At 63.1% G+C, this 14,322-nt stretch carries 10 protein-coding genes; 2 read left to right on the top strand and 8 right to left on the bottom strand.

The features are described 5' to 3' along the window. Window positions 1-253 precede the first annotated feature (253 nt). A complete protein-coding gene (locus FJ546_RS25365) occupies window positions 254-3,589 on the top strand; it encodes a hypothetical protein (RefSeq protein ID WP_140891821.1) in 3,336 nt (1,111 codons plus the stop codon). A 34-nt stretch (window positions 3,590-3,623) separates the two neighbouring features. Here the strand turns inward: FJ546_RS25365 and FJ546_RS25370 are convergent, their stop codons facing one another. The 8 genes from FJ546_RS25370 to FJ546_RS25410 form a co-directional block, all read right to left on the bottom strand. Continuing rightward, window positions 3,624-4,604: an ABC transporter permease gene (locus FJ546_RS25370; RefSeq protein WP_140891822.1), complete on the bottom strand. Its 981-nt coding sequence runs from the start codon at window positions 4,602-4,604 to the stop codon at window positions 3,624-3,626. Between the two features lie 247 nt (window positions 4,605-4,851). Then, on the bottom strand, window positions 4,852-5,823 hold the full coding sequence (locus FJ546_RS25380) for an ABC transporter permease (protein ID WP_140891823.1): 972 nt from the start codon (window positions 5,821-5,823) through the stop codon (window positions 4,852-4,854). Beyond that, window positions 5,820-7,376, bottom strand: coding sequence for a sugar ABC transporter ATP-binding protein (locus FJ546_RS25385; RefSeq protein WP_140891940.1), 1,557 nt, complete (start codon window positions 7,374-7,376; stop codon window positions 5,820-5,822). The genes FJ546_RS25380 and FJ546_RS25385 overlap by 4 nt, the downstream gene beginning before the upstream one ends. Before the next feature lie 233 nt (window positions 7,377-7,609). After that, window positions 7,610-8,644, bottom strand: a complete 1,035-nt coding sequence (locus FJ546_RS25390; RefSeq protein ID WP_140891824.1) for an ABC transporter substrate-binding protein — start codon at window positions 8,642-8,644, stop codon at window positions 7,610-7,612. 128 nt (window positions 8,645-8,772) lie between these two features. Further along, a complete protein-coding gene (locus FJ546_RS25395; RefSeq protein ID WP_140891825.1) occupies window positions 8,773-9,687 on the bottom strand; it encodes a sugar phosphate isomerase/epimerase in 915 nt (304 codons plus the stop codon). 44 nt (window positions 9,688-9,731) lie between these two features. Beyond that, window positions 9,732-11,267, bottom strand: coding sequence for a mannitol dehydrogenase family protein (locus tag FJ546_RS25400; protein WP_140891826.1), 1,536 nt, complete (start codon window positions 11,265-11,267; stop codon window positions 9,732-9,734). Further along, a complete protein-coding gene (locus FJ546_RS25405) occupies window positions 11,264-12,046 on the bottom strand; it encodes an SDR family oxidoreductase (RefSeq protein ID WP_140891827.1) in 783 nt (260 codons plus the stop codon). Before FJ546_RS25405 ends, FJ546_RS25400 begins: the two co-directional genes overlap by 4 nt. Before the next feature lie 78 nt (window positions 12,047-12,124). Next, a complete protein-coding gene (locus tag FJ546_RS25410) occupies window positions 12,125-13,018 on the bottom strand; it encodes a MurR/RpiR family transcriptional regulator (protein ID WP_140891828.1) in 894 nt (297 codons plus the stop codon). 118 nt (window positions 13,019-13,136) lie between these two features. On the opposite strand from FJ546_RS25410, the gene FJ546_RS25415 reads away from it, so the two are divergent. Further along, entirely contained in the window at window positions 13,137-14,321 is a 1,185-nt protein-coding gene (locus FJ546_RS25415) for a Gfo/Idh/MocA family oxidoreductase (RefSeq protein ID WP_140891829.1), read from the top strand. Window position 14,322 lies beyond the last annotated feature (1 nt).

Consider the following 14,322-nt stretch of genomic DNA (forward strand, 5'->3'; position numbering starts at 1 on the left):
GGGTGGGTGAGGGGGATGGGAGGCGACGTAGAGAGTGCACTGTCACCGTAATTCGAATTGGGCAGTAGGGCGCGATCGGATACAAGCAGCTAGCAGCAAGGCTGTAATTTATTATTGATATGTTGGTTGGGTGAGATGTTAAGAATTTTCGTTTAATTCCTATTTCTATTAATGCGGATGAACGATAGCGGTTGAGGAGCCTGTCCACGTGGTTGGTCTTTGCGAACTCAGAGATTCTGGGGGTTCCACCTGAATGGCGTCTTCGATTCCACGGCATATTATTGGCTTCCTGGGCTACCTCAACCAACCTCACGAACGAGCCAACGAAGATTTGGCAATCGGCTACTTCAGAGCACTTTATGGCGATGCATTTCAACGACAGAAAGAGGCCAAGAAAGCCGACGGGTATCTGGCAGGCGTGTTCGTTCTAGAGTTGAAGGGCCAAACGAAGAATTGGCTTAGCGGTCTGTTTCAAGGGCTCGCCTATCAAAACGAGGGATTGGACTTCGCCCAGGTTGTAGTCGCTGCCAAAAATTTCCTAGCGGTCTGGCAGGTCAATGACATTCCCGAGTCCATACGCATCGACTTAGCAGCTGCCACAGGAGCGCCCAATACTATTGGCCGTGACTTCGCGCATCGATACGTCGACAGAAGGAATGAGCTACTACGCCTCGCAAATTGGAATGGCGCAGACCTATTCACACCGCTTTTCCAGAGGGAGCCACAACTCCTCATCGAAAGGATTAGCAGTTTCGAAGACACCCTGCGGAATGGCAAAAGAGTCCGCCAGAGAATTACGCTTCGAAATTTCTCGACCGTGCTCAAGGAGATGGTTCCATACTTCGAGCCTGGATACGCGGTGAAGGCGGTTCGCGCATTTTACAGCATGATCTACGCTTGGGATGCTGCATCGACTCTTCAGATCAGCAACAAAGCTCCAGACCAAGCAACGCTCGGAGGCGAGGCGATCACCAATCTCATCCCCGCGAAGAGGGTGGCCTTCAAAGATTTCGTCGAGGCACGCTACGTAACGTTGGACGCGCAAACCGACTACGACGATTACTTTGCGCGATACGACGAAGCATTGGACGCAGTAGATCCGCAATTCCGACGTCAGCATGGAATATTCTTCACCGACCTATTCCTCTCTAAGCTGGCTATGTGGATAGCCAAACAGTACGTTCCCAACCTCGGACAAGACTATCTCGTCATTGATCCGGCGTGCGGTAGCGGCAACCTCGTTACGAATTGGCGTTCGCCGCTGGAACTTCGGCACAAGGTCGTGAGCGAGATTGAGCCTGAACTTCTTTTCGCCGTAGAGCAGCGTATGAAGGGAGACCTATGGCACAATGGGCGCTTCACCGTCGTGCCGCGGACTTCCGAAAACCGAGGCCTCAATTTTCTTGACCGCAGCGCTGAAGAATACCTCTTAGAACTGCGGACGGCGTTGGCTGAAAAGGGGCACGTGCCCGACAAGCCGCTCGCAATTCTCTGTAATCCACCTTATCGCAGCGACGATGATCAAGCAGCTGACTCCGTAAGCTATGCGGTTCATTCTTCGATCGCGGCTGTCACGGGCTTGGATGCCTCAAGTGAGCGGTATTGCTGCTTCCTAGCGCAGATGAAGTTAATCTGCGAATCCGCACGATCAAGCGGCCTGCCCGGAGAGTCGCTTTTGTTGCTCTTTACTAAATCTGCCTGGCTAACCAATCGGGCTATATTCAAACATATTCGACGCGAGATGACCGAGGTTTTTGAGGACGTTGCTGGTGTCTTGGTGGACGGCAGTGAGTTTTTCGATGTTCGTGGAAAATGGCCGGTCGCTTTCACTGTATGGCGCTACAAGGGGCATGGCGCTAAATTGGCTGGCGATCGGTCTATTGGGGTAACCGACCTTACATGGCTCAAGCGCAGCGATCTCATAAATATTGCGTGGGAGAATTTGCCTGTTGCGGATGAAGCTTGTCGCCTTCTGCTTCAGGATGATCGATCAAAGCTCGTAGAGCTCGGTAAGAGCCGGCGTAGCATAAGGCTTTGGTCTGGTCAGACGATGACCGACTTCAAGCGAGATCGCCGCCGACCTGAACTAGGACAAGAGATAGTTGGCGGTCTGCCTTTGAACGATCCACGCAGAGCGAATAAGAAAACTTATGGCGAAAGCAGTGGAAAATTCGTCGGGTTCATGGATGACCTGACACCCTGTCGGATCAAGCGCTCCTCCGTAGGAAAGCCGTGGTTTCGTCTCAACAGCCAATTTATGGATGTAAAGAAAAATCGCTGCTTCTCTGGGCCTCCGAGCCATTGGGGATACTGCGCAGAAGATCTAGAAGACGCCAAGAGACTTTTTTTCTGGTACGCACTCGCCCGCACCTTTGTTCAGATGCCTTACCCGATGTGGGCTGATGCAGAAGACCTGTGGCAACCCTCTATCCCACCTCACTTGGAAACCCCTATCTTCACCTGCGCGGCAGCTATCGTCTTCGCCGAAAATGAGTGTGTCGAAACATACTTTCCCGCAAACAACCCGATTGCTGGTGCGCAAGAGCTATTCGTACGCAACCCGCTCACAGCGTTGGATCCAGGTTCTTTTTGGTCGGAGATTGTTCGCCCAAATCTAGATACCACGGCCTCACCTGCGGCTTGGGAGCTGATTGAGGCTGTGGACGAAGTCTTTGCGACGTGGAGCAAGTTCCTCGGGAGGCGGCGCGAACTACCCATTGACTACGAAGTCCCGTATTTTGTAGATAGTCGCCCCCTCGCATCCACAGTCGGATTGGTGCAAATAAAAGATTATGCGACCAAAAATCATGTAGAAGAGCTTTTATCATTGATAAAAACTCTACAAAGGAGACTCAAGGCTGCTAAGAGCGAGTTGTATGAGATTGTAACGGTGAAATCTGGCTTAAATTATTTTGGGCCAATTTTGCAACCTGAGCATCTGAATGTTCCTGAAGACACGGCCTTCGAGAGAGTGCTTTCGCGACGTTTGGCATTGGCTGGGTTAATTGTAAGAGAATTACACAGTGAGCCGCACTTCGGCCGGACGAAGCTCGCCAAGGTTTTCTACCTCGCCGACAAACGAGGTGAATTGCAGCTTGAGACCAATTATGCTCGCGAGGCGGCAGGTCCACTCGATCAGCGTGCGCTCTATAACGAGCGCATTGGGATCGAGGCGCTGGCACAGAAGTACCGCGTATTTAAGCCTTCCCCGCAGGGCAAGATGGTGCGTTACGACCCCCTGCCTTACATTGAGGACGTTGATAAGCTGGCTCAGAAACATTTCGGTGAAAAGCTAGGCGAAATAATGGGCGTAGTCGAAGCCTGCAGGGAACTCACAACCGATCAGGCGGAAATCATCGCCACCATCTATGCCTGCTGGAATGATCTTATGATCAGAGGTCGACAGCCAACGGACGATGAGATTGTGCTCGACTTTCTTGAGCGCTGGCACCCGAAGAAGGCGCGCTTTTCGGACAGGAGACTCCACCGAGCGCTCGACTGGATACGCCAGCGCGGTCTTGTTCCATCGGGGCATGGCGATCTTACCAGCGGCAGACGCATGGAAAATGCGCCGCCCGTCGCATGGTGATCGCGATGAATCACGAGCAAGCCCGCCAGCACCCCTACCGCTCCTCCACGATCCGCAAATAAGCCGCCGTCACGAACAGCACGATCAGCCCGAACAGGATGCGCCTTGCCCCCTCCGGCATCTGCAGGATCGTCAGCAGCGTCGTCAGCACGGTCAGGATGAGGGCGCCGATGATGGTGCCGGTGTAGCCGCCGCGGCCGCCGAAGATGGAGGTGCCGCCGATGACGGCAGCCGCCACCGAGGGCAGGACCAGGGGTTCGGCGAGCGAGAGCGATGGGGCCTTGATCAGGCCGATATAGAGCAGGCCGGTGATGCCGGCGAGCAGGCTCGAGGTGACGTAGAGCGCCGTGACGACCTGCCAGTACTGCACGCCGGAGAGGCGTGTCGCGCGCTCATTGTCGCCGACGGCGTAGAGCAGGCGGCCGAAGCCGGTGCGGGCCAGCGTGAAGACGATGAGCGCGGCCAGCGGCACGAACAGCAGCAGCGCGTTGGGGAAGCCCCATGTCACGCCGGTGCCGAGCCAGGCGAGGAAGTCGGGGATTTTCGCGCCCGACGCGATGACCGTGCGCTGGTAGACTTGCAGGCAGCCGGTGCCGATCAGGCTGGTGCCAAGCGTCATGATCAGCGGGTGGACGCGGAAGACGCCGACGCCGATGCCGTTGATAAGGCCGATCAGCACCGCCGGCATCATCGCCAGCAGGAAAGCGATAGCCGGATCCTGGTTGACGATCTGCGTGGCTATGATGAAGGCGCTCATCGTCGCCACCGTGCCGACCGACAGGTCTATGCCGCCGGTCAGCATGGTCATGGTCTGGCAGCCGGCGAGGATCGCCAGCGGAATGGCGAACTTTATCGTGTTGGCGATCCAGCGCTCGTTGACGATGCCGGGCCGCAGGATCTGCAGGATCGCCACCAGGATGACCAGCAGGATGATCAGCGGCACGAGCGGCCGGTCGGCCATGAAGCGTTTTAGGCGGCGGCCGAAGGGGACGGGGGTGATCGCTGACGTGCTCATGGGGTGGGTCCGGTTCGCGATGGGGTGGTGTTCTGCGAGGCTAGCGTCCTACGGCGCCCCCCTCTGGCCTGCCGGCCATCTCCCCCACGGGTGGGGAGATTGGCTGTTGTCGCGGTTTTCGCCAATCTTCGACGTTGCAGGAAAGGGCCGGGCGCCAAAGTTGCCAATCTCCCCCCTTGTGGGGGAGATGGCCGGCAGGACAGAGGGGGGCGCCGTAGAGCGCTACGCGCTATTTTATACCCACCCATCACTGCCGCCCCCGCATCGTGATGAACGCGCCGAACATCACGACCGCCACCATGATGGCGCCTTCGATGATGGCGGTAACGTTGGGGTCGATGGCGAGCAGGGTGAGGTCCGTGCGCACCAGGCGCAGCACGAAGACGGCGACGATGGGGCCGAGCAAGCCGCCCTTGCCGCCGCCGAGCGCGACGCCGCCCAGCACCACGGCGGCGACGCTGGCGAGCAGATAGGGGCCGGGGATGGGCGCGCCGATGCCAGTGCTCATGGTCAGCGCCAGGCCGCCAAAGGCGGCGAACAGGCCCGACAGCGCATAGGCGATGATGCGGGTGCGTTTGACCGGCACGCCAGAGCGGAACGCCGCCAGTTCGCTCGAGCCGATGGCGTAGATGGACAGGCCAAGGCGCGAGCGCCTGAGCGGTATCCAGATGACGCAGAGGCAGACGATGAGCACCAGCAGTGCCTTTGGCAGCCAGGCGTCGATGGCGTCGGGCAGGCCGGGGATCGGCACCGTGCCCGAGATCACCGCCTTCAGCCATTCGGCGGCGGCGCCGCCCGGCGCGTCGAGCACCAGCAGGGCCGCCCCCTGCAGCACGAACAGCATGGCGAGCGTCACGACGATGTCGGGCACGCGGGTGACGACGATCAACAGGCCGTTGAGCGCGCCGACGACAAAACCCATGGCCAGCACGAAGGGCACGACGAACAGCGCGTATTCTTCGGAAGCGCCAGCCATCATCGAGGCGGCGGTGACGCTGGTCAGCGCCATCATGGCGGCGACCGACAGGTCGATGCCGCCGGCGATGACCACCACCGTCTGCGCGGCGACAGCGAAGGCATAGGGCAAGACTGCCCGCGCGAGCGAGCCGAAATCGCCGCTGCCATAGCCGGGCTGGATGATCCTGGTGGCGATGAACAGCACGATGAGCAGGGCGAACAGGCCTGACACCCAGCCCTGGCGGCGCAGGAAATGGCTCATGGCTTCGTCCCCAAGGCGTCGGAAGAGGGCGCATCGGAGGTGGGGTCGGCCAATATGCCGATATCGGCCTTGGCGCCGCGCGGCAGGCCGTAGGCGGCGCGCATCAGCGCCGGCTCGTCGGCCTCCTCGACCGGGAAGATGTCGACCAGGCGGCCGCCGAAAATGACGATGACGCGGTCGCAGACGCGCTGCACCTCTTCCAGTTCCGAAGTGTAGAACAGCACCGACTTGCCGTGGCCGGCGAGCTCGCGCAGCAGCTTGTAGATCTCCTGCTTTGTGCCGACATCGATGCCGCGCGTGGGGTCGAAGCACAGGATGGTTCGGGCCTCCGCCGCGATCCAGCGGGCGATGGTCACCTTCTGCTGGTTGCCGCCGGACAGGCGCTGCACCTCGCCCTGGGCGCGCGTGTCGATCTGCAGCCGCCCGATGGCGCCGAGCACCTTCGCGCGCTCGCGGCGCATGGGGATAGGTCCCCAATTGCGCAGCGCGGCACTGAAGGGCAGCGCGATGTTCTCGCGCACCGAGCGCTGCATGGCGAGCGCCTCGGAGCGGTCGCCCGGCACATAGGCGATCCTGGCTCTGATGGCGTCGATTGGATGCGAAAATTTGGCCTGATAGCCGTCGACCTCGATCGTGCCGCCCGAGGGGCGGATCGAGCCGGCAAGGGCGGCGAACAATTCGTCCTGGCCCTGGCCTTCGAGCGCCACGACGCCGGCGACCTCGCCATCCCTGAGATCGAAGGAGACGTCGCTGAGCTTGGTGCCGACGCGCAGGTTTCGCACGGCAAGCCGCGGCCGGGCAGGGGCCGATACCGCCTTCTCGGCGGCGCTGTGGGCGGCGACATGGGTCTTGACGATGCGGGTGCCGAGCATCAGCTCGACGATCTTTTCCTCGACGCCCGGCACGATGTCGACGACGCCGACGGTCTCGCCGTCGCGCAGCACGGTGGCGCGGTCGCACAGCGCCGAGATTTCGACGAAGCGGTGCGAGATGAAGATGACGGCGCGGCCGGCATCGCCCTGGCGACGCACCACTTCCAGCACCTTTTCGGCGAGGTTGGCGGGGAGCGCGGCCGTCATCTCGTCGAGCAGCAGCACGTCGGGCTCGACGGCCAGCGCACGGGCCAGGTCGAGCACGCGCAGCACGGCCAGCGGAATGTCGCGCGCGGTGTCGCGCAGGTCGAGGTCCGCAATACCCAGTTCGCGCACCCAGGCGCGGAACGGCTCGACCGGCGTGCCGGTCAGCCGCAGGTTGGAGAGAACGTCGAGATCGGGGATCAGCGACGGCTCCTGGTAGACAGGCAGCAGCCCGGCGCGGCGGGCGGCGGCGGGCGAGCGTATGTCGCGCGCCTCGCCCCGGATCAGGATGCGCCCGGCATTGGCCGATATCGCCCCGGTCAGGATCTTCACCAGCGTCGACTTGCCGGCGCCATTGGCGCCCATCAGCGCGTGCACCTCGCCCGGCAGGACGGAGAGCGACGCGTTGCGCAGTGCGGCAACCGCGCCGTAATTCTTGGCGACGCCGGAGGCGTCGAGGAGGGGGCTTTGCGGCAACGGGTTTGTTGTCAAAACGTGTTGTTCTCGATCTCTGCAGCGGTGCGGCAAGTTGGACGATGTCGGCGACTTCCCCCTTGTGGGGGGAAGTGGATCGGCGCGCCAGCGCCGAGACGGATGAGGGTGTTCCAGCGGAGTGAGACGTCGGCATTCCCTGGAACACCCCTCATCCGACCTCGCTTCGCGAGGCCACCTTCTCCCGCAAGGGGAGAAGGCAGAAGCGCGTCCGGCCCTTACTCCCCAGGCCCCTTACAGGCCACGATCTGGTCCTTCGTGTAGGTCGTCCAGTCCGGGATCGAGATCGAGACCGGCCATTCGGGGCTGAGCGAGGGGTCGGCGGCGGCTTTCAGCTTGGCCTTGCCTTCCTCGGTGGCGTTTTCCCAGAGTTGCGGCTGCACCAGCACGGTCTGCTGTGCCGGCTTCTTGCCGTCGAGGATCTGCAGCGCCAGCGTGACGCCCGCGCCGCCGATCGAGCCGGGGTTGGTGACGGCAGCACCCACCAGGCCCTTGACCGAGCTCAGCTGGCCGACGAAGCCGGCATTGTCGGCACCGACGATCGGCACCAGCGGCGCCTGCGATTCCACCAGCGCGTCGACGATGACGTTGTCGATGCCGGACGTCCAGATGCCGTTGATCGGCGTTCCCGTCGACAGGAAGGAGAGGATCTGCTGCTTGGCCTGGTCCTGCTGCCAGCCGGTGAAGACTTCCTGCGCCACCTTCACGCCGGGGAATTCGGCCAATGCCTTCTTGAAGCCCTTGTCGCGATCGCTATCGGCCGAAGCGCCGGCGGCGCCGCGCATGTAAAACACCGCGCCCTTGCCGCCCATCTGCTGGAACAGCCATTTGGCGCCGAGATAGGCGTACTCTTCCTGGTTGTTGGAGATGATGTAGGCCGACGGCTCGGTGACCGCCTGGTCGACGGCGACGACGACGATGCCGGCCTTGGTGGCTTCTTCCAGACCCGCCTTGATGCCGGCCGGATCGGCCGGGTTGACGACGATGGCGTCGACCTTGGCGCTGATCAGGTTGCGGATGTCTTCCAACTGGCCGGCGGCATCGGTGTTGCGGTGGGCGATGTTGAGCTTCGCCACCTCGCCGGAGGCCAGCGCCTGCGCCTTCATGGCGCACACCATCTCCTCGCGCCAGCCATTGCCCTGCACGGTGTTGGAAATGCCGATCGTGTACTTGCCGGCGGCCGACGAGACGCCGACGGAGGCCAGCAAAGCAGCGCCCGCAAGCAGCGGGACCATGGTCAGGATTTTCTTCATTTCAGTCTTCCTCCACATTGTTTTTCAGTTTCAGTTCCAAGTCGTTGAACCAAGTCGCTCAGAAAGAGATTCAGGCGGCCCGCTTCAACTCGTTGTCCTCCGCATGTCGTCGCCGACATGCTTTTTCCTCACTTGACCAGGGGACGCAGAACGTCGCGGGCGAGCAGAAAACCGCGCTTCACCTGCTCGTCACCGCCTTCAAACCGCCTGTCCTCGTGTTCGATGATGACCGACCCGTCATAGCCGGCGCGGTAGAGGCCGGAAAAGAAGCCGCTCCAGTCGACATCGCCCAGCCCCGGCATGCGCGGCACCTGCCAGCCTATCCCGGCCGAGAGGATTCCGCGCTCATACAAACCATCATGATCAATCATCAAATCCTTGGCGTGGACATGCAGCATGTAGGGGCCGAATTCCCTGATGAAGCGGGCCTGGTCGATCATCTGCCAGACCAGGTGCGAAGGGTCGAAATTCATGCCGACATCGCCGCCCCAGCTTTCCAGGATGCGGCGCCAGACCAGTGGCGAATAGGCGATGTTGTGCCCGCCCGGCCATTCGTCATAGCTGAAGATCATCGGGCAGTTCTCGAAGGCGAGCTTGACGCCATGGCCGCGCGCATAAGCGACGATTTCGGGCCAGATTTTCAGCGCGTCCTGCCAGTTGACGTCGACAGTCTTGGCGGCATCGCCGCCGCAGAAAGTGTTGACGACGGGCACGCCCATATTGGCGGCCAGCACGATCACCCTCTTCAGATGGCCAATGACAGCCTCGCGGTGCGCGGCGTCTGGATGCAGCGGATTGGGATAGTAGCCGAGGCCTGAGATGGTCAGGTGCCTTTCCGCCAGCGAGGCGGCGATTTCTTTCGCCTGCGCGGGCGAGGTGGAGGCGGCATCGATGTGGCTGGTACCGGCATAGCGCCGCGTCGCACCAGAGGTTTTCGGCCAGCAGGCGATTTCCAGCGCCTCGAAGCCGGCGGAGCTGGCCCAGCCAGCGACATCGTCAAGCGGCGTCTCCGCGAAGGGTGCGGTGAGCAGTCCAAGTTTCATCATGCCTCCCCTGGCCGTGTCTTCACGGCCGATGTTCATAATGCCTATTGTTTGGATCGTTTCAACCTTGCGACCTCATCTTGTTCGAAACTGTGCCGGACAGCCGCCATCGGATCGTCCGAAAGCAGCTCGCCCAGCGCCGAGGTGACGGCCGTACGGAACGTCTCGTTCGCGGCAAGGCCGGGATCGAAAATCGTGTCGATGGCGAGTATGGCCGAGGCCAGAGCCGGCGCATCGCGCCCGGCGGCGTCGGCGATCCCGGCGACCTTGCCGGCATAGGGGTCCGATACCGGCCAGCATTTGCCGAAGCGGTCCGAGGCCCGGATGAGATAGGCCATCCAGCCGGCGACCGGCACCGACAGCAGGCCGATGGCCTGGCCCATGGCGAGGCGGTCGCGGATGGGGTTGAGCAGGCGCTGCACGATCTTCTGCGATCCGTCGGTGGCGATCTGGTGGTTGCGGTGACGGATCGCCGTGTTCTTCAGCCGGCCGAGGCTCTGCTCGACATAGGCCGATGGATCCATGCCGGGCACCGGCATCAGCGTCGGCAGCGTTTCCTCGACCAGCATGCGCCTGACGAAGGTGGACAGCAGCGGGTCGGCGATGGCGTCCGACGTATGCTCCAGCCCGGCCAGCACGCCGAGCGTGGCGAGCGTCGTCTGGGCGCCGTTCAGCACCCGCATCTTGAGATGCTCGAACGGCGTGACATCGTCGACGAAGGTCGCGCCGACAAGGTCCCAGCGCGGCACGCGGCCGGCGAATTTCTGCTCGATCACCCATTGCCGGAACGGCTCGCCGACGGCGACGGCGGCGTCGCGGTAGCCGAACCATTGCTCGACGCTGTCGAGATCGTCCTGCGTCACCGCCGGCGCGATGCGGTCGACCATGGCCGAGGGGAAGGCGGCGCTGGCGGCGATCCAGTCGGCAAGGCCATCGCCCCGCCGTTCGGCAAAGCCCCGCACGACGGTTTCCAGGATGACGCCGTTGGTCGGAATGTTGTCGCAGGAGAGCAGCGTCAGGGGCCGGCCATGCGTGGCCCGGCGCAGTTCCAGCGCCCGCGCGAGGATGCCGGGCACGCTGCGCGGCGCATGAGGGTTGGCAAGATCATGGACGATGTCGGGATGATCGAGATCGAGCGCGCCGCTCGACGGGATGTGGCAATAGCCTTTCTCCGTCACCGTCATCGTCACCAGGTCGATATCGCGCGAAGACAGCACCGTGAGTGCCGGTGCGGCGCTTGCCTGGCTGTCCACCACCTTCACGATGCTGCCGATGATGCGGGCCTCGATGTGGCTGTTTTCTCGGATCAGCCTTGTATAGAGCCCGCTCTGTCGGCCAAGCGTGTCGGCAAGGGTGGGCGGACGGATGTTGATGCCGACAATGCCCCAGCGGTCGAACTGACGCGCCAGCAGGTCATCGGTGTATTCGGCCTGGTGGCAGCGGTGGAACGCGCCGACGCCGAGATGCGCCATGCCGGGGGCAAGGGTTGTCCGGTCATATCCAGGCGTCCGGACAGCGGCCGGGAGCTGGTCCAGCAAAGCCGGCCCCAGCGTTCCCGGCGCTGTCGAAGCGGCGTTCACCGGTTCGCCCCGATCACCGACTGCTCCTGGTCGATCACGGCGCCGGTCATCGGCCCGGCCGCGTCGGACAGCAGGAAGACGGCAAGGTTGGCGATGTCGTCCGGCTTGAGCAGCCTGCCGAAAGGCTGCGCGGCGTTGGCGGCGTCGAGCCAGCCCGGGCCATGGCCCAGCGTCTCGGCCTGCATGACGCGTTCGGCCGGCGTGTCGGTCCAGCCGACATTGATGCCGTTGACGCGGATGCGGTCGAAACGGTGGGCGTTGGCGGCGTTCTTGGTCAGCGTCGCCAGCGCAGCCTTGGTCGCGGAATAAACGGCGAGTTCCGGCGAGCCGCAATGGGCGTTGATCGACAGGATGTTGACGATGGCGCCGGGCTCCCCGCGATTCCTCATGTCGGCGATGGCAGCCTGCATCAGGAAGAACGGCGCCCGCGCATTGACGGCGAACAGCGAGACCCAGTCATCGAGGCTGGCATCGAGGAAGGAAGCGCGGTCGGTCAGCCCGGCCGCGTTGACGAGGCCATCGATGCGGCCGAAGCGGTCAATGCAGGCCTGCGCCAGCAAGGCAGGGGTCTGCGCGTCTCCAAGGTCGGCGGCGACGAAGATGGTCGGCGTGCCGATGGCCGACAGTTCCGCCGCCACGGCGTCGCCGCGTGTGCCGTCGCGTCCCGTGATAAGCAGCCCGCCGGCACCGGCGCGCGCCAGCGTCTCGGCGATGGCGCGGCCGATGCCTTGCGTCGCGCCGGTGACCAGCACGACCTTGCCTTGGAGATGAAGCTTCATTCCTCCTCCCGGAACAAAGTTTCTATTTTTTAAAATATGGAACGACAATTCCCGATAGTCAATTGTGCCAGCTGCGCCTCATGCGCCGCGTTTTGCCGCGACGCCTTGGACCAGCGCCATGCCGACCGCCAGCGATGCCGCCAGCGAGCGGAAGCCGGCGAAGTCGGATTCCACCACTTCCAGCCAGCTGTCCGACAAAGCGATCAGCGGGCTGAAGGTGCTGTCGGTGATGGTGACGATGCGGGCCTTGCGCTCATGCGCCACCGCGACCAGGTCGGGCGTGATCGAATTGTAGGGACTGAAGGAAACGGCCAGCACCGCGTCCCGCCTGCCAATGCAGCCGACCTGGTCGAGTGCCGAGGAGCCGACATTGTCGACCAGCACGTTGCGCACGCCTTGCTGTGACAAGGTCAGCGACAGATAGGCGGTGACCGGGAAGGCGCGCTTGGAGCCGATGACGTAGATCAGCTCGGCGGCCGCCAGCAGCGCCACCATCTTTTCGAATCTCTCGACGTCGAAGCCCGCCTCGATGCGGCCGAGCGAGGCCTGCGAGGCGCCGACCATGCCGTGCAGGAAATGCATGGCGGCATTGGTCTCCGCCTCGGTGCGCGGCTCGCCGCGCGCTTCCGGCCACGAACCCTTGACGTGCTCCTTGAACAGGCCCTGGAAATCGGAAAAGCCGGAATAGCCGAAGATCTGGGCAAAGCGCACCAGCGTCGAGGGCTGCACGCCCGCCTGCGCGGCCACCTGCGCGATGGTGCCGAGCGCGACGTCGCTCGGATGCTGCCACATGAAGATCGCCACCTGGCGCAGCCGCTTGGGAAAATGCACCGTGCCGGAGGAAAGCACCGCGCGCAGTTCCTCGTAGGTCTGCGGCTGGGTATAGCCCAGTGCCGCCAGCGAGCGCCCGCGCTTGCGCGTCGCCGCCTCGTCGGCAAGAGATCGTCCCGAAGATTTGCCCGCCCCACTCATGATCTCAGGCTAGCGTGGCACAATCGTATTACAATACGGAAATTGGAAATTATGTTCGAAAGTGGTAGCCGAGCTTGAGGCTTGGCGCGTCGCCAGGGATCTGCCCGGAGGAGAAAACATGGTCTACGCAACATCGGATGGGTCGGCGGGCAAGCGGCTGAGGGTCGGCATGGTCGGCGGCGGCCGCAATGCCTTCATCGGCGCCGTGCATCGGCTGGCCATGCGCCTCGACGACCAGATCGTGCTGGTGGCCGGCGCGCTGTCGTCGGATCCTGAAAATGCCGCCGCCTCGGCCGCCGAGATAGGCATCGCGCCGGAGCGCAGCTATGCCGATTACCACGCCATGGCGCTGGCGGAAGCCGCGCGGCCTGACGGCATCGAGGCGGTCGTTATCGTCACGCCCAACCATCTGCACGCGCCGATCGCCACTGCCTTCCTCAATGCGGGCATCGACGTGATCTGCGACAAGCCGCTGTCGACCACGCTCGGCGACGCCGAAGCGCTGGTGACGCTGGCGCGCGCCAAAAACCGGCGCTTCGTCGTGACGCTGAACAACACCGGCTACGCCATGGTCCGCCAGGCGCGCGAAATGGTGATGGCGGGCGAACTCGGCCGCATCGTCTCGGTGCATGGCGCCTACATCCAGGACTGGCTGACCAGGCCGATCGACGCCGAAGGGCAGAAGCAGGCGGAGTGGCGCACCGATCCGGCGCGGGCGGGGCAATCGGCGGTGCTCGCCGATATCGGCGTGCATGCCTTCAACCTGGCGAGCTATATCTCAGGCTGCGAGGCCGAGGCGGTGTCGGCGGACCTGTTCACCGCGGTGCCGGGACGCCGGCTCGACGACAATGCGCATGTCATGGTGCGCTGGACGGATGGTGCGCGTGGCACGATCCTAGCCAGCCAGACATCGCCCGGGCACTACAATGATCTGTCCGTGCGCATCTATGGCGACAGAGCCGGGCTCGAATGGTCGGGCGGGCGGCCGGAGGAACTGCGCTTCTCGCGCTATGGCGAGGAAACCCGAACGCTGGTGCGCGGCGGCCATGGTTCGACCGAAGAAAGCCGGCGCGTGTCGCGCATGCCGGCGGCGCACCCGGAGGGCTATATCGAGGCCTTCGCCAATTTCTACCGCGACGCCGCCGTCATCATCCGCGCGCACCGCTCCGGTGGCGTGGTCGATCTGGCACGCGCGGCACAGGTGCCCGACGTGGTCGACGGCGCGCGCGGCGTGAAGTTTGTCGCCGCGGCGGTGGCGTCGAACGCGGCGGGCGGGGCGTGGACGGCGGCAAGGTTTGGCTGAG

It is taken from the genome of Mesorhizobium sp. B2-4-19, from assembly GCF_006441315.1.
Taxonomy (GTDB): Bacteria; Pseudomonadota; Alphaproteobacteria; order Rhizobiales; family Rhizobiaceae; genus Mesorhizobium.